This is a genomic window from Paenibacillus alvei DSM 29, from assembly GCF_000293805.1.
Lineage (GTDB): Bacteria > Bacillota > Bacilli > Paenibacillales > Paenibacillaceae > Paenibacillus_B > Paenibacillus_B alvei.
Genome location: NZ_AMBZ01000007.1, coordinates 357,182 through 379,915, shown reverse-complemented (window position 1 = coordinate 379,915; position 22,734 = coordinate 357,182). Strand labels below are relative to the sequence as shown.

18 protein-coding genes are annotated in these 22,734 nt (G+C 43.8%); 1 reads left to right on the top strand and 17 read right to left on the bottom strand.

The window, feature by feature from the left end:
- Positions 1-956 precede the first annotated feature (956 nt).
- The 11 genes from PAV_RS37015 to PAV_RS22910 all read right to left on the bottom strand — a co-directional run bounded on the left by PAV_RS37015 (position 957) and on the right by PAV_RS22910 (position 15,439).
- Positions 957-1,181: a DUF3102 domain-containing protein gene (locus PAV_RS37015; protein ID WP_051135191.1), complete on the bottom strand. Its 225-nt coding sequence runs from the start codon at positions 1,179-1,181 to the stop codon at positions 957-959.
- Positions 1,182-1,218: 37 nt separating this feature from the next.
- The gene (locus PAV_RS37010; protein WP_005550210.1) at positions 1,219-1,428 is read right to left on the bottom strand and encodes a DUF3102 domain-containing protein; all 210 of its coding nucleotides are present in this window, start codon (positions 1,426-1,428) and stop codon (positions 1,219-1,221) included.
- 528 nt (positions 1,429-1,956) lie between these two features.
- A complete protein-coding gene (locus tag PAV_RS22950) occupies positions 1,957-6,795 on the bottom strand; it encodes an InlB B-repeat-containing protein (protein ID WP_040736542.1) in 4,839 nt (1,612 codons plus the stop codon).
- A gap of 144 nt (positions 6,796-6,939) precedes the next feature.
- Positions 6,940-7,194 carry a hypothetical protein gene (locus tag PAV_RS22945; RefSeq protein ID WP_005550205.1) on the bottom strand — a complete coding sequence of 85 codons (255 nt, stop codon included), beginning with the start codon at positions 7,192-7,194 and terminating at the stop codon, positions 6,940-6,942.
- 100 nt (positions 7,195-7,294) lie between these two features.
- On the bottom strand, positions 7,295-8,245 hold the full coding sequence (locus PAV_RS22940) for a hypothetical protein (protein ID WP_005550203.1): 951 nt from the start codon (positions 8,243-8,245) through the stop codon (positions 7,295-7,297).
- Between the two features lie 257 nt (positions 8,246-8,502).
- Positions 8,503-9,327 (bottom strand): carbohydrate ABC transporter permease, encoded by an 825-nt coding sequence (locus PAV_RS22935; RefSeq protein WP_005550200.1) that lies wholly within the window; start codon positions 9,325-9,327, stop codon positions 8,503-8,505.
- A 264-nt stretch (positions 9,328-9,591) separates the two neighbouring features.
- Complete coding sequence (locus PAV_RS22930) at positions 9,592-10,491, bottom strand: carbohydrate ABC transporter permease (protein ID WP_005550199.1); 900 nt, start codon at positions 10,489-10,491, stop codon at positions 9,592-9,594.
- A gap of 182 nt (positions 10,492-10,673) precedes the next feature.
- Positions 10,674-11,336 (bottom strand): bifunctional 2-keto-4-hydroxyglutarate aldolase/2-keto-3-deoxy-6-phosphogluconate aldolase, encoded by a 663-nt coding sequence (locus PAV_RS22925; protein ID WP_040736612.1) that lies wholly within the window; start codon positions 11,334-11,336, stop codon positions 10,674-10,676.
- A gap of 43 nt (positions 11,337-11,379) precedes the next feature.
- Positions 11,380-12,357 carry a sugar kinase gene (locus PAV_RS22920; protein WP_005550196.1) on the bottom strand — a complete coding sequence of 326 codons (978 nt, stop codon included), beginning with the start codon at positions 12,355-12,357 and terminating at the stop codon, positions 11,380-11,382.
- 362 nt (positions 12,358-12,719) lie between these two features.
- A complete protein-coding gene (locus PAV_RS22915; protein ID WP_005550194.1) occupies positions 12,720-13,379 on the bottom strand; it encodes a hypothetical protein in 660 nt (219 codons plus the stop codon).
- Between the two features lie 227 nt (positions 13,380-13,606).
- Positions 13,607-15,439: an amidohydrolase gene (locus tag PAV_RS22910; protein ID WP_005550192.1), complete on the bottom strand. Its 1,833-nt coding sequence runs from the start codon at positions 15,437-15,439 to the stop codon at positions 13,607-13,609.
- A 354-nt stretch (positions 15,440-15,793) separates the two neighbouring features.
- Between PAV_RS22910 and PAV_RS22905 the strand changes: the two genes are divergently transcribed.
- A complete protein-coding gene (locus PAV_RS22905) occupies positions 15,794-16,432 on the top strand; it encodes a hydrolase (protein WP_005550191.1) in 639 nt (212 codons plus the stop codon).
- Positions 16,433-16,509: 77 nt separating this feature from the next.
- Here PAV_RS22905 and PAV_RS22900 read toward each other — a convergent pair whose 3' ends face one another.
- The 6 genes from PAV_RS22900 to PAV_RS22885 all read right to left on the bottom strand — a co-directional run bounded on the left by PAV_RS22900 (position 16,510) and on the right by PAV_RS22885 (position 22,683).
- Positions 16,510-17,097 (bottom strand): LysR family transcriptional regulator substrate-binding protein, encoded by a 588-nt coding sequence (locus tag PAV_RS22900; RefSeq protein ID WP_238555895.1) that lies wholly within the window; start codon positions 17,095-17,097, stop codon positions 16,510-16,512.
- Positions 17,070-17,402 carry a LysR family transcriptional regulator gene (locus tag PAV_RS36445; protein ID WP_238555894.1) on the bottom strand — a complete coding sequence of 111 codons (333 nt, stop codon included), beginning with the start codon at positions 17,400-17,402 and terminating at the stop codon, positions 17,070-17,072. The genes PAV_RS22900 and PAV_RS36445 overlap by 28 nt, the downstream gene beginning before the upstream one ends.
- 3 nt (positions 17,403-17,405) lie before the next feature.
- Positions 17,406-17,561 carry a hypothetical protein gene (locus PAV_RS36440; protein WP_005550189.1) on the bottom strand — a complete coding sequence of 52 codons (156 nt, stop codon included), beginning with the start codon at positions 17,559-17,561 and terminating at the stop codon, positions 17,406-17,408.
- 80 nt (positions 17,562-17,641) lie between these two features.
- Positions 17,642-18,307 carry a LysR family transcriptional regulator gene (locus PAV_RS22895; RefSeq protein ID WP_005550188.1) on the bottom strand — a complete coding sequence of 222 codons (666 nt, stop codon included), beginning with the start codon at positions 18,305-18,307 and terminating at the stop codon, positions 17,642-17,644.
- A gap of 354 nt (positions 18,308-18,661) precedes the next feature.
- A complete protein-coding gene (locus tag PAV_RS22890; RefSeq protein WP_238555893.1) occupies positions 18,662-21,232 on the bottom strand; it encodes a carbohydrate-binding protein in 2,571 nt (856 codons plus the stop codon).
- Between the two features lie 47 nt (positions 21,233-21,279).
- The gene (locus PAV_RS22885) at positions 21,280-22,683 is read right to left on the bottom strand and encodes an ABC transporter substrate-binding protein (RefSeq protein ID WP_005550185.1); all 1,404 of its coding nucleotides are present in this window, start codon (positions 22,681-22,683) and stop codon (positions 21,280-21,282) included.
- Between the last annotated feature and the right edge of the window lie 51 nt (positions 22,684-22,734).

The window sequence follows — 22,734 nt, the reverse complement described above, 5'->3', positions numbered from 1 at the left end:
AATAACCAACTTAATAAGATACCTGAGAGTTTTAGCATGTTAACCAATATTAGAAGAACTTCATCTGAAAAATAATCAATTTAGTATTTTACCTTGAGCAGGCAAACTCATTTTGTCATACTGCGCCATCACTTTTGACGTTCGGCGAACCTTTCGCAGACGGTCAATGAACTCTCCCCACGTAAGGTATTCTAGCTTCCAGTTCGTGTCTGCAAGATGTTTTCTCCGAATGATATATCAAGTTCGATGTTGTGCATTGAGGGTTACCCTTTCAGCTAAATTACTAAGATAATGTTGTGTTTACTCTTCTTCCTCTATATCACCTATACCATTGCAATAGTCGCAAGGCTCTTTATAAGTTTCCTCAATATATGGTATGTGTGGTGATACAATCCCTATCTTTTCTTCCGTAGATCCCGACCCATGGCAATGGGTGCAATTCATTCAAATCACTCCGTTCATCACAAGAATTAGTATGTAAACCTCCTTACTATTAAAATATAATTTGCATATTTTTACTTTTAATGATAGGATAATGACATAACTTACCAGAAATGAGGTGGTAAAGATGAAAAAGTTTCTAGCTGTTGCTTTAGCAACCGTTATGGTTATATCAGTATCCGGTACTGCTCTAGCATTTGGTGAAATTGATAGGAGAGGTCAACTTCCTGGCGGTACTCCCCCTCCTCCGCCTCCCTATTGCCCTTGGGGAATGAATGCAAAGTGTTACACGCTTTGACTAATGTTATGATTTGGCGGGAGAATTCCTCCCGTCTTTTCATTTCTACAATTACCCTTATGTTAATGAAGAGCATGTGATATCTTATCGATCAGGCTCTACCATGTGTCTCCGGGTTGTCCACTTGGATCTTAGCCAGCGTAGCCAGAAAATCTTGGAAGTCTACCCCGAGTCCTTCAAACTGTACTTTGAACTTGAATGCTGATTCGTTTCCTGCCTATGCCGCCTTCTGCCGAAGCTGACAGTTCTTTTCAATGTCTATCTCTACAGTGGCAGGTACATTAATCGACTTTTCTTTCAATTCTTTTTCTAGTCGCTTCTGCTCTTTAACGGCCTTCTGTAGCTCACGTGCTGACATGCTCTCCACATCATTCTCCTGTACAAATTGCTCCCGATCTTCAGCTGGAACACCAAGAAGGGACAACGCTTTAGCATAGCTCAATTCTTAATCGCTTGGAAATTTGAACCGCACTCTTCAGTTATCCCATGAAGTTGTTGGCCGTTGATTGGCTGTAGTGAACATTTGCTTCCAGCCAGGTTCCCCATTCCCCGTGATTCACAAGGTCCTTAGCCTCATTCAAGCGCTTTCCTATTTCAATAGCACTACGTAGAACAATTTCTCTAGTTTTCAAATCGATACTACGGATTTCTGCTGCAATCACTTCTGCACTCCGCACTATATCGCTCATACTGGTTCCTCCTGCCGTTCATTCTATACCGTAGCTTTTGCTTTCTTCTTTGTCTTTTTTCGAATTTTTCTTTTTTAAAGGTTTCATCAAAATGTTTAACCTCTTCGGTCATCCCGCAATTCTTTCTCCCTCTGCACTGCATCACTGATCCCTTTTAACTCAATTCACATTCAAACGAAACTAAATAACCAGTCGCCAATTAATTTTCGACGACTGGCTGCTTAAACTTGCAAGGTGTTTTGCCCTATCTCACAAACAGGGGTCAGTCCCAATACCATCTTTATTATGCTTTTAATAAAAAACCTCACAATATAAGCTATGAGTTTCTTTTAGAGGTATTCAAGGAAAAAAATTAAATAATTACTACACATAATCTCTTTGGAATCTCTTTATTTGTCCAAAACTCCTTAGAGGTAAGCGTCAAATAGGTGGGGCTATTTGACGCTTACGCAGCGGCGAGCTGCGCAGCGAAGCTTCAGCTCGATTCTGGTTGTTCTTCAGGGGGTTGGCGCGATTGGCATGCCAGTTTCATGCTTTATTTCTTTTGACGCAATCTTTGTCGCTAAAGAGCTCCCCACTAGCGTCCTTGCTGACGGTAACGTCAATGAATTGCTCAGTTACCTCATAGTACACAGTTGCCGTAACCGTTGTTTGATTCATCATTGCGCCTTTAGGGGCTTCCACACTCAATTGATCTTTCTCTAAAGATAAATCTTCATCTCTAAGCCACTTCGCATATAATACGATATCGCTTGTAACCGTATCAGTAACGAAATTCCACGCATCGTTTAATTCTGCATCTCGGTACCAACCACCGAATTTCATTTCAGCTTTGGTTGGTACTGGCGGCTGGGTAATTGTCCCCCCCATATCAGCGAACTTCATCGCAACTTCACTGCCGCCATTGGAATCAAAAGTTACCGCATAAGGGTTGTGTACGCCGATCGAAGGCGTTCTATCGCCTAGTGGATTTCCAAAAAAGTCCGTTCTCTCTGTCATATGAGGCAGAGCGTTCACACGATCCACATATGGGCTAATTACTTTGACACCTGAACCATAGGCCATGTTGTTGTCGCCATCAGCAAGGCGGAACCCGTCCATTACGCTGTAATCAAGCTCGGCATCAACGGTTCCACTATTGGCAATCCAATGTTCCGGTGCAATCTTATAATCTTTCAATATGGAATATAGTTCTTTTTCCGATACGTAGCGATTGTCAGCTGTTGTTACACCTCTGCCTAAATATCCGCCCCCGCCAGCATTCATACTGCCAAAAAGATTAGCTGGATATACAATGTTGTTCGTAAACCGTCCGGCTATAAATGGCGCTGATGTTCCGCCGCCTTTTAGACCAACGCTGTTGTTAGCACCAGTATAAGCAAATATGTTGTTTTGGAAGTAAATATGCAAGTTGGAAGCCGTTGGGTCAAACACTAACGAACCGCTATTCTTCAATGGAGAGATGATTACATTGTTATAGTATAGTCCGCTTAATTCCTCGCTTGTTGAAGAACCGCCCGCAAGTAATACAAGGCTATTGTAACTCTTATTAAAATCCGGACTGCGACCGTCGTTCACGCTGATGTTATAGCGAACGATGTTGCCCTTGGCGGCATTCATCTGCAAATACCAACCGCCATAGTTGTTTCGGCTGTAGTTATATTCATACACATTATCCTGACAATAATTATCAATATCCCAAGCCATACCGTCATTACTTGCATGATAAGGGTTATCTACAGCTTCATTGTAGCGGAAGATCGTGCCTTTACTTGCCATAATCCACGCTGCCGCATAATTTTGCGAACCAAGATATGCTGGCGTTGTATTATTTGGACCCCAGTTCGGTACCAGTTTGCCGCTCTTATCGCTTAAATAGCTGTACCCGCTGTCTGTGACCACATTTCGTTCCACAAGGGAATTGTTCCCGCCGGACAGGACGATTCCATCACCAACCGAACCAGAAACCCAGTTGTTTCTAAATACAGCGTTAGATGCCCAAGGATAGCTTGAGTTGCTCCAAGAGAGGCCCGTATTGTTCGTCCCCGGGTTGCTTGGCCCATAAGCATTGTTGCGAATGCCTTCGTTATCACAGCGAAGGGTCTTATTGCCTTCGACCAGTACATCTACATAACCATTAATAATGATGCCGCCAGATATTTTACTGGCTCCATTCGCTTGGTGCAATCCATTCACATCATGAACATAGTTGTCTCGAATGACAATTCCTTGCATACGAGCATCCGCATAATCTTGAATGTTAAATTGACTTTGTCCCAGCTTGGATATACGGGACATCACAGCAATACCGGAGCGGCCGTCACCTGCTGTAGTGCCGATGTTCGTCACTTCAATTCCGCTGACTACCCAATAATTGACGTCGTACAACTCAATTGTACCGTTTAGGGTAATGCCTGATGGGCTTGACGCTGTTCCTCCGCCATTAATAATCGGCCGTTGGTTAGGATCGGTCGTATTATATTTAGTAAGCGTAATCGGATATCCTTCTTCGCCGTTGCCGCGCAATCTGATTTGTTCATTCCACACGCTGTTTGCATCCAAATAAATCGTTGAACCTGGGAGGAACACATATTCATTTATTTTGGATATTGATTTCCATGCTGTCTCCGGTGTGCGTCCATCGGCATGATCATCACCATTATTGGAGAAATAATAATCACGGACTTCACGAGATGCAATGTTCAACTCAAACGTAATTTCAGCAGGGTTCAGGTCGAGTCTAACGGTATATTTTCCTGGCACAATATTGTTTCTTACAAATGCTTTTTTGTTAATCGTTAATACATTGCCGCTAACTGTATAATCCAAAGCTTGTGTTAGGGTTGCATCGCCGATTTCCACACCAGCTAGATCCGCTAAATCAGGATTCACGGTAATTTTATAATCATCCAAGCCAAGAACATAAGTGCTGTCTTCGGAGTGAGTGTACACTTTAGGTAAGAGCTTTAATGTAACCGATGCTGTTGCCGTTTGGGCTGTTACTTCACTATCCATCACATATACGTCATCGATAAAGTGCTTGTTCTGCATATCTTTAATCGTTCCGGATTTATTGCCCCAATTCGTAGCAAGTTGCAATGCATCAATTTTCGAAATATTGTTCGATACATTCGTATTGAACGCGCCCCCATCTGTCGTTTGTCTCTTAATTGCTTTTCCATCAATTTTGTAGGTTGTTCCCGTTGAGGTAACGACCCATTGGAATTTATGCCAGCCTTTGCTGCGCTTCACGTCGACGGGATAGAACCTTCCAGTTGATCCGAGCCTAACTGCGTAGTTAGTCTGGTTCGCCGCCCAGTTGCCATCCGCATTCCCATAATTTATTGTGATATGTTCATTGGTTGACGGAGTTAAGCCAAATACCGCGTGATCACCGGATGCCACCCCGCCATCGTCGTAGTACCAGGCAGTGACGATTGTTGTCTTGCCGGCTTTTGGAGCGTAATTATAGGCGCCTGGGACAGTAGCCACCTGGCCAGCACCACTCGTTGTCGCGGCTTTTGCTCCGGTACGGGACATCACGTCACTTTGGACGTACCCGTTCTCACCCGTCGTAAACTTCTTATTCCCTTCAAATCCATCGTAGAACATCGTATCCTTCTTATTGAAGTAATCAACGCTGACATTTACGGTTACCTCTTCATTCTCTGTTGGGACATAACCTTTCTTAACCGTAACGAATCCAGCATGATCAACTTCGATCTTATCTTTGTCTCTCACTGCTGGGCTGAAGCTGATGTTATCAGCTACGAACTCATCGGCAGTGTCAACGATTAGCCGCTGGCTCTCGCCTGCCCGTAAAGTCTCGTTCTGACGGACTAGCGCAATATGAGCTGAATATGCTGCACTCTCCCCTGATTCATCAGAATCCAAGAAGCGTGTTGTTGCGCTGCCCATCGCTCTAACTGTAAATGTATCATCCAAGCTCGGGGACAGAGCTGCATCATTACCTGTTACTGCGACAGGGCTCCCATTAGCAACTCCGTGACTGAAGAGCTGAACCGAATACGCAGATGCGTTAGCAACGTTATTCCAAGTAGCATAGGTACCGTTCCATCTAACATTTTCCGGTGCAGACAAGTTCTCGATCGTTAATGTTCCTGTTGCCGTAACTTCTTCACTTCTATTTCCTTCTGTATTCATGACGATTGCTGTAACGGTGTAATTACCCGCCCCCAATGCCCTTGCATATGGCAGAACATGATGTCTTTCATGATTGTTTAGCTGGTCGGGCCCTCCATTTTTCGATAAATAATAGCCAACGGGTTCACCATCTTTGAACAGGGTTACAAGGGTATCCCCGTAATTAGAACCGCCTGTATAAATACCCGTGTTCGGGTCAAGCGTCGGGTTAATGGGCGCATTCACCTGCGTATTTGTCTGAATCAACAACGGTGCAGCTTGGGATTTCACAACAATTCCCTCTGCCGAAGACACCAGGCAATAATAAAACTTACCTTGCTGCGCAACTGAGTCAACCTTTGACAACGTTAATACCGCATCATTTGCTCCGACGACTTCCGCCCCGTTCAAACCTGTTTCGTCGTTAGATACATACCATTGGTATGATGCAGCAGCGGCTGATGCCGTAACGCTAAATGTTGCTGTCTCGCCTTGGTTCACTTTTGCTGCTATTGGATGAGTGATAATTTCCAAATCTGACGCTCCATCTGGTGGTGCTACATTCAATGTTAATGTTCTTGTACCAGTTACTGGAGCAACATCTTTGACAACATAAAAATCGTCGATAAGATGCTTGTTATGAACATAAGAAATGTTGCCTGCTTGGTTATTCCACCCTCCAGCAATTTTGGGTTGAATGGTTGTACCGCTCTTCATCGCTTTGTAAATATCATACTGTGCTGAATCGGGTATTGAAATGCCGTCAATTTGCAAGGTCGCACCATTCGGTGTAATGAACCACTCAAATTTGTGCCAGCCTGTGGAGCGTTCAACCCCGCTGTCTTGCCAACGTTTCGCCGCTGAACCGGCTGATGATGGTGCAAATGCCCAAGTATATTTTGTCGGGTTATGAATAACGTCGGCCTGTGAACTTTGATAGAATGTCCCAGCGAAGGTGGCATTTTTGCCATCCAAAATCGCAAATTGGGTTCTTGCAGCCGCTGTCTTCTCCTCTTCCGGATACGGGTCGTAATACCATGCCGTCATTTTATAGTTGCTTCCGGCGGGCAGAGCCACGTCTTGGCTTACATTCTCCGTATTCGTTGCGCTTGATGGTGTAATCGCTTTCAAACCAGAGCGCGACTGGGCATCAGACAGTGAAAATGATGAACCAAGTTTACTTATTGACGTCAGCGGACCATTGTTATTCTCAAAATCCTCCATGAATAACACATCTGAGTCATGGTAATAACTCGTCGTGGCGGTTATCGTCACTGGGATGCCTGTATCACCGGGGGCCGCGAAGGTATAACCGCTAGCTAATGCAACGTTTCCGTTATCATCAACCGTTACTAAATTCGAATTGCTTTAATCATAACTGAACGCATCGATCACCGGTCCTTTAACAAAATTGCTTACTGGTGCACCTTTGTAAATAAGGTTTACTCTGCCTGCATGATCCGTCGCTTGTGTCAGTTCTAGTACAACAGAGTCAAAAGATTCAACCAATCTCTCTGCAGCCGAAACTTCAGATACAGGCGCCAAGCCGGGCAGACCAGAGAATGTCAAAGTTGCTACCGTAACAATCGATAAAGCTTTTTGCATCCATTTTGTTCGTCTCATCTGGCAATCTCCTTTTCTATGAATTCATATTTATATAAATCTGAATCTATGAACACCAAAATAGATTCAGATTTATATAAACGTAAGAACAGTATTTCATCTAGTTCACTGTTAATTCATTGAATTGATTGCCGTTAAACATAATCTTCGCTTTATCCGCTCTAGTTGCAATTAACGTTCGTAAGTTAGACTCAGCCTGCCCGTATATAATGGAATCCTTCACTTCTTCCAGGGTAAGCTTGGTGAATTCCGGCTTTGTCATTAAGGTGGCAATGACATCCTCGCCCATATATTTGCCGATTACCGTCTCCCCTACAGAAGCGGCCGCCAATGACTCCCAGAAATTTCGTGATACAGTATCTTCTTTGGATATATCTAATCGATTTAACACTTTCTCTTCCATTGCTTGTCCAGTTGATGCGAACATAGCCGTTAATTCATCAGCAGTGCGCACATATTCTGCGCTCCTTGAAGCATATTCAACTTGTAACTCGGCGTCGCTCATTTTCGTTTGTTCGATCTGGGTTTCTACCAAATCCGGCCAACGAGCGCCACTTACATATTGCATGTATTGGTATAGATCTAACTCAGGCAATCCGTAGTAAGTATCCCCCGTATTTTCCATCTCAGCCCGCTTAGCGTTTTCATCTTCCATGTCGGATTTTAGCTCATTAAAACTTTTGTATGGAGCAATATCCCGCTCGTCTGCAATAATTTGCTCCTGTTTGGCCCTTAGCAATGCCGTCATCGCGGCTTTTTTGGCATATTCAGATGGTATTTCCTGATTTTCGCCGTATTGGCGTGTCCAGAACCCCTCATCTACTTGCGCACCATAGGTTCTGTAGAAATAATTTACGGTTACAGCTCTCTGCTCATTGATATAAAATAGATATTCTTCATCTGTCACAGCGTATCCATCCACCGTAAACAACCAATTATCAGGCAATGCAACTTTTTTGTTAGTTAATATCATCATTAATACAGCGAGTACAATTAGTATTACGGCTGTAAACCATATACGCACTGTTGGTTTTCGTCTTGTAAAACCCATATCAACCCACCTTTCTACTATTCAATCTATCTTTGCAGATTTATATACTTATAGGTAGCTTTATGAATAAAACTGTCATTGAAAACGCTTTTATTTATAAATATATCTATTTTCAGATGACCGACCAATTTCATATTTTGACCGATCTCAGACGATTTTGACTAGATACTTCCCCATATGACAAAAGAAATGAACGCAATGGTTCATTTCTTTTCGTTAACTATCTATTTGTATTGCTCCTATTCCTTCGAGCATTTCTATCCCTTAACGCCTCCGAGCGCAATCCCTTCAATAACTTGCTTCTGCCCGATAATAAAGATAATGACCAGCGGCAAGATTGCTGACACAGCTCCAGCCATCATCAAGGAATACGTATCTCCATATTGGTCACCGAACAATCTGATCCCAAGCTGAATGGTGAACAACTCTTTGCTTTTTAAGAAAATCAGCGGATACTGATAATCGTTCCATGTCCAAATAAATCTGAGGATCGCATAGGTTGCGATGGCTGGACGAATAAGCGGCAGCGCGATTTGGAAGAAGCTTCGTGCATGTCCGGCTCCGTCTATTTTGGCTGATTCGATATATTCGTTGCTGACACTCATAAAGAATTGTCTAAGCATGAAAGCTCCAATTACGCTAAATCCGTTCAGCAAGATAAGACCAATATGAGAATCAAATAAATGTAGGGAACGGAAAAGCAGGAACTGCGGAACTAATGAAGCTTGAGGTGGAACCATGTATAGTGCGAGAACGAGAAGAAACATCGTATCTCTTCCTTTGAAATGGACTTTGGAAAATCCATAAGCCGCAAGTGCACACACGGATACATTGAGCACAGTCGTTGCCACTGTTACATAAATCGAGTTTGCATAATATTTGACAAAGTTTCCTGACCACACTTCTGCATAGTTCTCCATCGCATTCCAGTTTCTCGGAATCCATTCGATTGGGAATTTGAAGACATCCGCCTCAGGCTTGAATGATGTTGACAACATCCAGATGAATGGAAGCAGGAAGAGAAGCCCTATAGCTGCCATAATCACTGTGAATATGATCTTTGAAACCGATATTTTTTTCATATAGGGGTACCGCCAACAAAACGCGGAAAACGTACGCTAAGGGGAAAAATCCAGTAACATCGCTGATTTTCCGTACGCTAAGGAATGCAGCACAAAGTCAATTGTGTTGTATTAGTCCGGGTATTCATGCGGAACCGTTCCCTCTAACGCAACACAATTTAGACGTTCTCGGCTGGATCACGATGCAACACAATTGTTAGCGTACGATTTTCGCGTTTTGCTGTCTCTACCCCATATAGATTGTTCCTCCATTCTAGATCTCTTCTAGTAGTTAACCCACTTCTTCTGGGCAATCCATTGTCCAGCCGTTATGGCTAAACAAATGAGGAATAATAGGAGCGCCATTGAAGAGGCATACCCTGTTTTCAACTGATTGAATGCAGTGTCATACAAGTCGTAAACGATTACATTTGTTGAATTAGCAGGTCCGCCTTGCGTTAATACTTGAATGAGATCAAACACCTTGAAGGAACCAATGATTCCTGTTACTAGCAAGAAGAAGGTCGTTGGCGAAACACTTGGCACTGTGATCTGTCGGAATTTCACCCACGTTCCTGCGCCATCGATATCTGCCGCTTCATACAAATCCTTCGGAATGGACTGCAGCGCAGCAATGTAAATGATAATGTTATAGCCGAGCATAATCCAAACTTGAATCATCATGAGAGAAGGCAATGCATAATCGATATCTGCCAACCATTTAGGTGGATTCTCAATGCCAAATGACATCAGCATCTGATTTACCGGACCTAATGATGGATGGAAAAGAACCTGCCATACCATGGCGACGGCAACGACGCTGGAAATATAAGGCAAGAAATAAACAACCTTAAATCCATCCTTGAAATAAACATGTTTGTCAATGAGAATAGACAGCAACAGCGATAAGATCAAGGTTATCGGAACCGTTATAATAAAGACTAAGTTGTTCAATAGGCTCTGTATAAACACATCGTCTTGGAACAAACGAATAAAATTATCAAAGCCTACGAATTTGATAGCACCATATCCCGCTACGAAATTCCACTCCGTAAAGCTCAGCAATAGGGAACACACAACAGGAATAAGGGTTAGGACAATTAATCCGATCATTAATGGGGCTACAAACATATAGCCGGCTAGTGTCTCTCTAGCGCTAATTCCTAGTGATTTCTTACCTTTCATTTTTTATCCCCCTCTGAAAAATACGTCTTGTTCTATAGTGTCATTGTAATCAGAATGAAAATCGCAAATAAGGACTAAAATCGTTCATTTTGAAACGAATTTTACTTTTCTAAGCCTTATTCACTAGATAAAAAAAACAAGCGTCTCCCCGTCTATCAAGAGAACGCTTGTTATCGTTCTTATTATTGGCGCGCTTGCTTAAATGCCTTCACATACTGATCAGCCTTGGCACGAACGAGTGTATAATTGCCTGTTTCAATGGCTTCCTTCGTAAGATCTGAACCAATTCCTACCGCAAATGCACCTGCTTTGATCCAGTCGCCCAAGTTTTCTATATTCACTCCCCCGGTTGGCATTACATTCACGTGAGGCAATGGGCCTTTGATATCCTTGATCATCCCTGGCCCGAATTGACTTCCTGGGAACAGCTTAACGACATCCACTCCTAAATCGAGAGCGCTTTGGATATCATGAATGGTCATGACTCCAGGCATGATTGGAACACGATAACGATTGCACAGCTTAATCGTATCTGGATTCAGTGAAGGGCCCACGACAAATTCGGCGCCGCTTAGCATTGCTTGGCGTGCCGTTTCAGGATCAAGCACCGTGCCGACGCCAATTATCGCTTGTTGAGCTGAATCAGGATGATTCCATGAATAACGGCTGGCAAGCTCTTCGATCGCCTTAAGCGCATGCGGAACCGTCATTGTAATCTCAATCACCTTAATGCCGCCAGCAATGGCTTCCTTGGATAGTCGAACCACCTGCTGCCAATTCTCTCCCCGTAATACCGCGACAACCCCTTCTTCATGAATCCGATGAATAATGCTCATTTTCTTCAATTTGCTTCCCTGCCTTTCATTGTATGTACTAGATTCATTGGACTTAACGTTCAACATGCGCTTTTCTACTAAGCTTCGCTTCTGCCTGTGCCATTGTCGGGAGACCCTGCCAATCGCCTTCCGTCTGGATCACCATAGATCCAAGCAAATTCCCGATGCGAACGGATTCCTCAAGGGATTTATTTCTTAGTAAACCGCTAAGGAAGCCAGCACAGAAGGCATCGCCAGCACCAACGGTGTCTACTACGTGTTCAGCAGTGAAATAAGGAATTCCAGCTACCTTTCCACCCTGTAATAAATAGGTTTCATGATCTCCGCCTTTGACGACGCATACGTTGCCAAGCTCATGCAGCTTCGCAAACAAAGCACTTTTGTCGTCAGTTTCATAGAGCAGCTTCAATTCATCAAGCCCAGGCAGGAAGTAGTCTGCTTCCGCCGCTAGAGGCAGAATGAATTGACGAGCTTTCTCCACGCTCCAGAGCTTCAGGCGCAGATTTGGATCAAAGCTGACTTTAACGCCATGCTTGCGTGCAAGACGTACAGCCTCAATAACAGCTTGACATGCAGTCTCGCTGATAGCCATCGTAATCCCGGTTACATGCAAAATGCGAGCACCTGCTATGTACGCCTCATCCAGCATATCGGGCGACATCAGACTAGCAGCCGAATTCCGCCGAAAATAATAAACGGAGGATTGTCCGGCTATTGCCTCACGCATCATTAGACCCGTTGAAGCAGCATCTGTGCTCTTCACGCGTGAGACATCAACGCCTTCGCCCCGCAATGCTTTGATCATCATCGTTGCCAGCGGATCTTCACCTAATTGAGAGAACCATCCGACATGAATGCCAAGCCTAGCCAAACCGATGGCTACGTTTGTTTCGGCCCCACCGAAGGTGCATTCCAACGTATGGCTGTATTCGATTCCTTTATTTCCGGTCGGCAGCATGAGTGCCATCGATTCCCCAAAGGTAACCACCTCAGGGCTTGCTTGCATCTGGGACACACTTCTATCCTTCATCGGTTCCCCCCCTTAGCTAATTAAAAGACTGTCATGGTCTGTCCATAACAGTCGCCATTTTTATGATAGTGATGTTATCGAAACATCCGCTGCCATCCACGCATCAAATATGTCCATTGATATATTCGGGTGCCCTGCCTCCAAATACGATTATCTTAACTATACACAGCCGAAATTTGCGGTACAGGACATATATTCGTGCATTATCAAACGAATTTGACTTGTTTACAAAAAACGACCCATGTGATTGGATCGAAGTGTGTAAGCTATTTATTTGCTCCGTGAAACGAAAAAAGCCTTTTATAGTTACCCTTGCGGGCAAACATAAAAAGCTTTACTTTGCATTCGATAATGCATTTTGTTTAAAATTTTTCAGGAAATTGTTTGACAATGCCTTCTGTCAGGATGTCAGCTAAATGAATCATATGGATCTCGTTTTTGTCGGTTGCTGCTATATCCGCTTTCCAATCTCCCTTGAGACAGCTTAGCACGATCTCCGTAATCAACTGAAGGTGGGTATACAGCATATCCTGAAGCTCTTTAAACTGCCAGTTCGGATTCGCATCGCTTAAAAATTTGGCGATCTCGTCAGCGTTTTTATGCCAGTCTGCCTCTAACTTTTTCACATCTGCCTGATTGCCCGCTTTGGCCGCCTCTACGATTTTCGCTGCAATTAGAATATGTTCTCTTAGAATTTCGGCCAGCTTATTGCCTGCGGCTTCCCCGTAATAAGGTTTGATTACATTTCCAATATCCTGCTGGTTCTGCAATAGCCGCTCCATTACATCCTTCTGATCTGGACGATTTGAGATAGCGCTGACAATATAGCTTCTTGTCCATATCGTATGGTCGATCCAAACCTTTTGCATATCGGTTTTCAGCTTTACCATTTTGGGACTCAGGCAATTCGGATCCTTCTTCTCGCTCACCATTGCATTTGCTTGCACGGGTGCTGCAACCTGCGTCATGCTAACAAAGAGTACCAAAGTTACAAGCAGCGCCAGCAACCATTTGTTTTTCATATTCATCTGCTCCTCTGTATGTCTGAAATAAAACTGGCTGTCTTAGTTTAAGTTGGAGGATCCATTTTCATACAGAGGATTATTGTTTGTGTCAAGCTTTTGCCACCCATGCGCGCAGTCAATAGAACTGTTGTGTAAGTCGGAGCGAACGAATCTCAGGCCACGAAGGTAGGAATCGATATTTCAACTTTGTAACGATTATTAATCTGTTTTTTAATCTGCCTGCATTAGAAGACGAAGCAATCCAAGTCACAAAATCCGCTGCCATGGTGATGATTGCAACTGTGATGCAAGCGCTGTTGCCTATATGGTTGAACTCCAGATCCATCGCCTCCGTCATACAATCCGTTATAGTATCCTCCAAAGAAATTCTGTGGAGACCAGTCTGGACTTGCTTTTGGAGCAGGCGGTGATAAAGCTTGGAACTCGTGTGTGCCGTAAACGATTTTGCCGCCTACAACGGTAAAGACGGACTCAATTTTTTTGATATCTTCTTCAGATACTTGAAAGAAATTGTCCGAAAGAATCGTGAAATCAGCATAATGTCCGGCTTTAATTTGTCCTTTAACATCCTCTTCTTTCGAAAACCATGCATTCCCGGTTGTATACATACGGAGCGCCTGATGTCTATCTACACGATTAGAAGCAGGATACAAGCTAAGCCCTCCAAGTGTTTTTCCCGTTACTAACCAGTATAAGGCCAGCCACGGGTTATAACTTGCAACTCTTGTTGCATCTGTCCCTACTCCGACACGCAATCCAGCGGTAAGCATCTTCGTTATCGGTGGTGCATGTTCTGCTGCCTTCGCTCCATAGCGATCGACGAAATACTCCCCTTGAAAAGCCATTCGGTTTTGAACGGAAATCGAGCCGCCTAACGAAATGACTCGTTCTAGATCTTTTTCTTGAATCGTCTCCGCATGATCAATAATCCAACGTATGTCTTTAAAAGGAGCTTCTTTATTTACCCGCTCAATTACATCAAGAAATCGTGTGATCGATTCTCCATAGGTAGCATGAAGACGAAACGGCCAGCGATGCTTGGCTAGATGCTCAGTTACTTCGAATAGTTCGTCTTCCAGTACGGCAGGCAGTTCTGGACGTGGCTCAACAAAATCTTCGAAGTCTGCCGCGCTATAAACAAGCATTTCTCCGGCACCGTTATGACGATAGAATGAGCTCCCGGTATACGGCTTTGTTGATTCCGTCCAATTTTTGAAGTCGTTTAGTTCATGCCCTAGGTTCTGTGTGAACAAATGGTATGCTGTCCGAACCGTAATTTCCCCTCGCTTATCCAGCTCTGCAAACACTTTATAATCATCTGGGTAGTTCTGAAAACCGCCCCCGGCATCAATCACGCTTGTTACACCAAATCGGTTCAATTCTCTCATAAACAGCCGAGTCGAATTCATCTGATCTTCATAGGAAAGTTTCGGGCCTTTAGCTAACGTGGCATATAAAATTGTCGCGTTCGGGCGGGCGATTAACATCCCCGTAGGATTGCCCTGACTGTCCCTTTGGATTTCTCCTCCTGGCGGGTTCGGTGTATCTTTTGTATAGCCGATCACACGCAAAGCAGCTTTATTCAAAAAGGCTTGACGATAGAGGTTTAGAATAAATACAGGGGTATGAGGGGCAATTCGATTGATTTCTTCTAATGTAGGCATTCGTCGTTCTTTGAATTGAAATTCGGTCCATCCGCCAACAACGCGAACCCAGTGAGGAGGAGGTGTCCGATCGACCTGCTTTTTCAACATCCGTAACGCATCAGCCACAGAAGGTACGCCATCCCAGCGCAATTCAAGATTAAAGTTAAGCCCACCTCGAATAAGATGCATGTGCGAATCATTTAAACCTGGTATTAACATGCGTTTGTTAGCATTTATAACTTTTGTCGAGGGCCCTACAAGCTTCATCATTTCAGCATCGTCCCCCACAGCACAAAATTGTCCATCCTTTACTGCGAGCGCAGTAGCTGTAGGGTTATCTTCGTTCATCGTAGCGATAAAAGCGTTATAAATAATAAGGTCAGTTTCCATTCCATTTATATACTCGATCATCTTTTGTCCTCCCTCATTTGTTGATGGTTAAATCCCACATGCTCGCTCCTACCTACCCTAACAGTAAAATCTCTAGCCTTAACGTTTTCAGTGCTTCAACTGTAAGTCTATAAATCCCAATTCATTCGATCAATATGGGGATTTCTATACCACACATAAGCGTTTATTATGCCTAACAAATGAACTATTTCAAGTACGTATCATTTTTAACGATATAGTTTTTGATGATGGATCCTATAGAAAAATGAAGATGGTTTGCAAGTTCATTACTCTCTACACTAATGACATGCAGCAGAAGTTCAAACGCAATTCTGATACTGTTGCGGTGATACTATTGAAGGAAGGGATTATTGTATGTTTAACGACAAAACCGATTTACTTACACCTGAGAACTCTGCCATTATTCTTATCGATCATCAGCCACAGATGATATTTGGTACACAAAGTGCAGACCGACAAACGATCATTAACAATACGGTTGGGCTGGCCAAAACGGCAAAAATATTTAATGCCCCCATCATTTTAACAACTGTTGCTGCGGAATCATTTTCAGGCCCGCTTCATCCGCACATTCAGAAAGTATTTCCAGATCAAAAGCCAATTGACCGCACATCGATGAACTCTTGGGAAGACAAAAATTTCATTGAAGCCGTGAAAAAGACGGGGCGAAAAAAATTGATTATCGCTGCGCTATGGACAGAAGTTTGCCTTGCATTTCCAACGATCTCTGCGATTAAAGAAGGTTACGAAGTGTATATTGTTACAGATGCTTCAGGCGGAACGACAACAGAGGCACATAATACAGCCATTCAACGCATGATACAGGCTGGGGCGATCCCTGTTACCTGGCTTTCTGTCCTCCTTGAGTATCAACGCGATTGGGCGCGTGAAGAAACGTATGATGCCGTCGTAAATGTTGCTAAAGAGCATGCTGGTGCTTATGGAACAGGTATTGTGTATGCCAAAGCAATGTTCGGTGGGTATGGAGGTTAAATTCGAAAATCCTCTCATTTCTATTGGGAAAGGTACAGCCTCCTCAGAACGGCTGTACCTTTTATATAAGTTGTCTGTTATACGGCAAGTGACTTTGTTGCTTTTAAAAAATAGTTCATAAAAGTTTGAATCGCCGCATCGATGAACTGATCTTTTCGAACAATAAGCTTAACTTCACGTGCAGGAATCGGATCTAAGAATTGAATTACTTTTAATTTCGAATAAGAAGAGCTATTCAAGTAAGAAATGGGTAAAATAGCCACCCCCATTTGCTGTATAACCATAGAAAGAATAATGGCAGCGGAGGTAGAATGAAATTTTGATTGCAGAGGTTGGATCACTTTGAAATCATATGCTTTGAGCAGCTTTACTATATTTGAATCTCTAACAAATAAATCAGATTCTAGATTTTTCAATTCCCGAACTGAAATGGATGTTCGATCTGCCCACGGATGATCCATATAAACGAATAGCGCTTGTTCCTCTTTGCATACATGTACAGCATATAGTTCCTTATTTAGTTCCGGACAATCGCTTATAACTATATCAATATGATTATGATTATGCAGTAAATCCCTAAAACCATTTTCGATGTTTTCGAAATGCAGCGTAATAGCTGGATGCTGTTCGTGAAACTTTAAAAAAACGGCATAAAATTCGGACAATCTAATGGTGAGATGCCGATGGAGAGCGGAAGTTGATTGATCTGGGTATTGCTTAGCTCAGCTGTTTCTTTTTTCGACTCCCCAATCAGCCTCATCACAGAAATAGCTTTCTCATACAGGATTTGACCTGCAGCCGTAAGCTTTATCCCTCTACCGGCCCGCTTAAACACAGGAGTGTTAAACTCCGCTTCTATGTATCGAATCTGCTGGCTTAATGCAGGTTGAGAAATCATGAGCGATTCCGATGCTTTAGCAAAGCTGCCTTCTTCGCAAATTTTAATAAAACATTCTAATTGCCTAAACATAACTTACACCTCAACCTCTCTCCTTGCTTCCTCATTGTTCGCTAAAATAAAACAATTGATTTCTTGAATACATGCACGCGACGTCGTACTCCATGCAAAGGAATCCAGATGAACAAGCGATACGTCCCAATAGGGTACGTAGTCTTCTAATCTCACCATCCGAAGCGCCTCTTTCTTTAACGTTACAGCTAAACATACAGGGAGAAGCGCTGCCCCAATTCCTTGGCGAACCGAATGTATTAAAAAGAGAACGAGGTCGTTTCAATCATGGACTCCAACGTAAACCCACAGACCCTACCATACATTTCGATGACCGATTTGTATTGCTGCAGAAATAGAATGGAATTGATCTGCTTCAATGATTGAAAAGGAATGGAGGGATAAGCAGCCATAGGGTGCTCCGAATGAACGAAAAGCGCCATTTCTTGGCGATACAAGTAAGTCGATACGATGGATTGACTTGACATCGCATTAGAAGTGATGCCGATATCAGCCTTTCGCTCTAGAATCATTCGTTCCATATTTTCTGACTCGATAATTTTTAATTGGGCATGAGGATGCTTTTCATGAAATTTCATCAAGCAAGGTGCAAGAAATTCAAGCTCAGCAGGACAACAACCAATTGCAAGCGTATCTTTCACTATTGTTACCTCCTCTTTCATTTCATTTCGAGCTTCCTCAAGCAGCTTCATGATCGCATTGCCCTTATATAACAGAATTTTGCCCGCTTCCGTTATTTCAACTCCCTTTGCACCCCGATCAAACAACAGCGTATTAAATTCATTCTCTAATACCCGAAGCTGCTGACTTAATGTAGGCTGCGTTACCCCCAATTCTGCTTTGGCTTTGGTGAGACTTCCCGATTTGCATATTTGAATAAAATATTGAAGCTGGCGTAGTTCCATTAGTGGCGCACTCCCCTTTCCTAGTTCATCAAACAACTTAACTTCATTGTAAAAAGCGCTGCTTAAAATGAACATGTGCAATCTTATGAGCATCATTAGCGATATTACGTCATTAAAAAAAGCATGAATCTATCGTGTAGCTGATAGATTCATGCTTCATATGGCTGATACGTTGTTACGGATTGACTTGAATCGTAAACGTAGAGGTTGGATTGTTTATTGGAGTGGTCCCTGGGTCCATATTCGCAAATTGCAAGTTATTAAACGTAGCAGAGCCGATCGGTTGGTTCGCCCAAACTCCAAAGCCTGATTTAGCATCAAAAGAATCTCCACTCTTGCGAACGCCTGATATTTTTATGTTGGATAAAATCGTATCCGTAATCGGAAATTGTGGCGTTGCTCCGACATAGTTCGTTTGAAACATAATCCCATGATAAACGTATTGTTGTATCCGCCGTATACGGCAAGTCCTGAAGCCCGCCATGTGAGCAGCGAGGTTAATTTTTCATAGACGTTGCCTTGATTATCTTCGGAAGTACCGGTGTCCACAGCGTTAAACAAGGCAAAGCTATCGTCGCCGGTGCTGCGAGCTTCGTTGTTCGTCACCAAGTTGTTCGTGCTGCCGTTTGTAAAATTGACGGCATCTGCAAAAACGTTGCGAATTCGGGAATTTTTAATGACGGTGTTATCGACGTTCTGCCCCCAGAACATGCACATCTGATGCTCGACCCAGATGTTGTCGATTGTCATGTTGGCTACATCATTAAATGCAAATACTTTGCCCGGACCGTCTTCACGGATGTTGTAGTTGCCGAAATAAGAAAAGTTGGCAAAGGTAGAACCGTTAGCGCTTGCTACTACATTAAAACCGATATCTGTGTTGGACTGATTGGAAGGAGCTACAAACCGGGTGTACCATGGACCGGCGCCGATTACTTTCACTGGCTTGCCGTGCACCTGAAACTTGCCCCCTGTTTTATAAGTTCCTGCAGGTAGATAGACACCGATAAGATTGCCGGTTGGATCCATACGAACTTGATCCAATGCGTGTTGAACCGCTTGATGCGTGGTGTTTGCAGGCGTAACATATTTGGAAGGATCGGGATTGGCCAGCGGCGATACTTGCTCGAGGCTGATGAAGTCGATCGCATAAGTCGTTGTATTTGACGGATCCTTTTGCAGCTTAATTGTACTTCCTGCAGGAATAGTGTTATCGAACATGACGTTCGCTTCATCGTAAATGAACCGAGGAGCACCCGCTGAAGGCGAATTGCCCGGCGATGCTTCGTCGCCGTAGAGCCACGAATACTTGGACGTGAGATCGATTGACTTGGCAAACGTGCCATTGACATATATGTTCAGCGTATTGTTTAATCCACCCCCGTTAGGTGCATCGGGTATGGAGAAGCGTGCAACAAGTGTGTTGGTGCTTGTTCTTGTCTTAAATTGAACGAAGCTGCCTGTAGAATTTAACGTGACTGCTTTTCTCCCGGAAGCTTCTCCAGCCAAATCGCCAATTTTTCGGTTCGGACCGACGATAACCGCGCCGCCACCAACTTCGCCCTCCTCCGCTTCATACATATCGTAAGGCATTGTGGCTCCTTTTGACGGCACAACAGAATTGTTGGAAAATTTGAACCAGTTGAGATTGAATAATCCAGCCCCGCTGCCTTTAAATATGAGATAGACATCGTGTACGCCGCTGATAGGGTTTATGCTGCAAGATTTAGTCGTCCATGTTTGCCATCCGCCTGTAGGCTCTACTGCGCAAGCAGCTGCAAGCGTTCCTGTCAAGCTGCCCAATCTGATTTCGATATGGCCTCCATCGCCATTGCTGGCCACTCGTGCCTCAAACTTCGATACGCCGGAGCCAAAATCGATATTGTAATAGGCTGTGTAGTCGTCATTTTCGATAAAGCCGATATTTAATCCGCCTTCGCTGGAAGATTCCGTTTGAATACCCGATTGTTGATCAAAGCTTTCAGCTTCGATGGTCGATAACGCGGATCTCGGTGGTGAGCTGGCACTTGCGATTTGGAGGGCATCCAAGTTGATGTTTCCCGAATCGGTTGGATCATACTTGTAAGCGATTGTATTAGCTCCTGCATTCAAATTTACGATTTCTGACTTGGTCGACCAAGTGTCCCAGTTGGCTAGATTCGATAAAGTCGTCTGCTTAATTTTTGTTCCATTGACGTATAGGCTTACTGTCTGATCCCCGCCTGAAGCGTTTCCGTATATTAAATTGGCTGAGTAGACCCCGGCACGATCCACGTTAACCATAAATTGAGTGGCTGCTCCTTGATTCCAATAGCCGTCAACAAAGCCAGTGCCTGTATATCCGGTATGATCCGTATTTACTTTTGCCCCTCCGGTTAATTGGGCATTTTCCGCTTCATAAGCGCCAGAAGACGCTGCGAACACTTCTAGTTCGGATAACTGGGCGGCGATCCAGCCGGTATTAGCAGTGAAGTTCAGTTTCACGTATCTAGCTGATGCAGTTGGGAAATTGATAGTCACCATATTTCCGCTCGCTGGATCAAACGAATAGCTGGCCGATGCAACCAGGGTTGTGTAGCTGGCATCATCGACACTACCCAACACGGACAAGGTTTGTGCTCTTTGACCCCACGATTCCGGGAGCCGCAGAACAACTTGACCAATCTTGCTCACATTGCCAAGATCGACACGAAGCCATTGCGGGTATGCGCTATTCGCACTTTCCCAATACGTCGATGATTCGCTGTCCACCGTGTTTGCAGCCGAGTAATTATCGTTGTGACTGCTTGCCGAAACAGGCTTGCCTGCCGCCAAATTGGAGGAGGCGTGTACGGGGCTTGAGCCCAAGGACAACTGTGTAAGCAACAAGCTTACAATGAGGAGTAAAATGAGACCTGTAGAGTTTTTCTGGAGTCGTGCTTGCATCTTTATGGCCTTCCTTTCATTTTTGGTTAACATGCATGTTCACTCGCTTATTCGACTTTCATCTGATTGTAAAACCTCTCCTGTACAAGCTGTGCTGCCTCTTCCAACACCGTCTTTGGATCCGCGTCTTTGCGTGAAAAAATATCCTGAACAACACTGGTCATCGTCGCGTAGTACTCTTGCGTATTGAACTGCGTCTCTAGTTTTCCTTCCATCAGTTCCATCGTCGCAGAGGGGTATTGATATACATTGTCGTATTTTTCATAGATCGCCTTAACTTTTTCTGCATAGGTAGAATCGGGTGTGAAATACTCAATAACAGGCGGAACAAAATATTTTTGATCTTTACGACGTTGCTGGATACTCGCTTCTATCGATAACAGTCCTGTATCGGTGAAATAATCAAACGTAGCGTAACGAAAGGCCATCTCTTTCTCTTCTTTCGTCGCTTTTGGATTGATGACCAAGAAATCTCCGCCAAGTATGCCTATGTGCTTGCCTCCCTTTTCAGCCGCTGGTATCGGATATACAACAATTTCCTCAGGCTTCATTCCCGCTTGGTTGAGTGCCTGATCGACCGGGCCATCAGGTCCCGAGATGACTATCGCCGTTCTCCCTTGAACCAAGGCGCCAACAGCATCCCCCCATCCAAGCGCCCAGTCTTGAGGGATCACCTTCGCTTCCCAAGCTAGACGTTGATAAAATGCAAGAGCTTTAATACCAGCTTCTAAATGAAATACGGCCGTAACTTTTCCATCTTCTACCTTCTGAATATCTCCACCTGCTCCAAATAGAAAATTCGTCCAGTTCCAGCCGGCTGCATTCCCCTTACCCATCGGTGCAATGCCGGAGATGCTTTTGGAGGGATCAGCCGCTGCTTGAGCTGTAGCAAGCATGTCATCCCAAGTCCAATCAAAACTAGGTAACGCAATTTCTTTCTGATCTAAGAGTCTTTTATTTATAATTGTGCTGGTAACATATCCTTGCTGGGCAATCCCGTAAACCTTGCCGCCAATAATGAACTGATCCTGCAATATAGGGTTCATTTGATCATGAAACGCATAATCGTGAAATAAGCCCGTGATGTCCGCAGCCCATCCCTTCTCTGCCAAAAATCTGCCTTCCGTTGCATATGTGTTGAATAGAGTTGGCGCCTCATTGGCCCCCATCTTAATTCCGATTTGATTCGGATCATACTGCCAATCGCTTTTTACAACTTTCACATTCGGGTACTGCTTTACAAAACGTTTGATCTTATCATCTTCCAGCGTCCTCTTCTCGATTTGATCAGGTGGAGGATAGTAGATGCTGATCGTTACTTTGGTAGATTCCGATGAATTTTTTTGGGTATCGTTTGTGGTGCTGCTTGAAGAACGGCTGCATGCGCTTAACATCAATGCAATGATACAAATGATTATCGCGGGCACAAGCATAAACCTACGTTTAGCCATGAGGATGGATGCTCCTTTGAGATAATCTAAATCATTCGTTCATACAAACTC

Coding starts and splice junctions, on each gene's coding strand:
- PAV_RS22890 (WP_238555893.1), bottom strand. CDS start 21,232: ATGCAAGCACGACTCCAGAAAAACTCTACAGGTCTCATTTTACTCCTC.
- PAV_RS37010 (WP_005550210.1), bottom strand. CDS start 1,428: ATGAGCGATATAGTGCGGAGTGCAGAAGTGATTGCAGCAGAAATCCGT.
- PAV_RS22910 (WP_005550192.1), bottom strand. CDS start 15,439: ATGATCGAGTATATAAATGGAATGGAAACTGACCTTATTATTTATAAC.
- PAV_RS22930 (WP_005550199.1), bottom strand. CDS start 10,491: ATGAAAGGTAAGAAATCACTAGGAATTAGCGCTAGAGAGACACTAGCC.
- PAV_RS22920 (WP_005550196.1), bottom strand. CDS start 12,357: ATGAAGGATAGAAGTGTGTCCCAGATGCAAGCAAGCCCTGAGGTGGTT.
- PAV_RS22945 (WP_005550205.1), bottom strand. CDS start 7,194: ATGAGACGAACAAAATGGATGCAAAAAGCTTTATCGATTGTTACGGTA.
- PAV_RS22935 (WP_005550200.1), bottom strand. CDS start 9,327: ATGAAAAAAATATCGGTTTCAAAGATCATATTCACAGTGATTATGGCA.
- PAV_RS22915 (WP_005550194.1), bottom strand. CDS start 13,379: ATGAAAAACAAATGGTTGCTGGCGCTGCTTGTAACTTTGGTACTCTTT.
- PAV_RS22940 (WP_005550203.1), bottom strand. CDS start 8,245: ATGGGTTTTACAAGACGAAAACCAACAGTGCGTATATGGTTTACAGCC.
- PAV_RS36445 (WP_238555894.1), bottom strand. CDS start 17,402: ATGTTTAGGCAATTAGAATGTTTTATTAAAATTTGCGAAGAAGGCAGC.
- PAV_RS22905 (WP_005550191.1), top strand. CDS start 15,794: ATGTTTAACGACAAAACCGATTTACTTACACCTGAGAACTCTGCCATT.
- PAV_RS22950 (WP_040736542.1), bottom strand. CDS start 6,795: ATGGAGGATTTTGAGAATAACAATGGTCCGCTGACGTCAATAAGTAAA.
- PAV_RS22885 (WP_005550185.1), bottom strand. CDS start 22,683: ATGGCTAAACGTAGGTTTATGCTTGTGCCCGCGATAATCATTTGTATC.
- PAV_RS36440 (WP_005550189.1), bottom strand. CDS start 17,561: ATGGTGAGATTAGAAGACTACGTACCCTATTGGGACGTATCGCTTGTT.
- PAV_RS22895 (WP_005550188.1), bottom strand. CDS start 18,307: ATGGAACTACGCCAGCTTCAATATTTTATTCAAATATGCAAATCGGGA.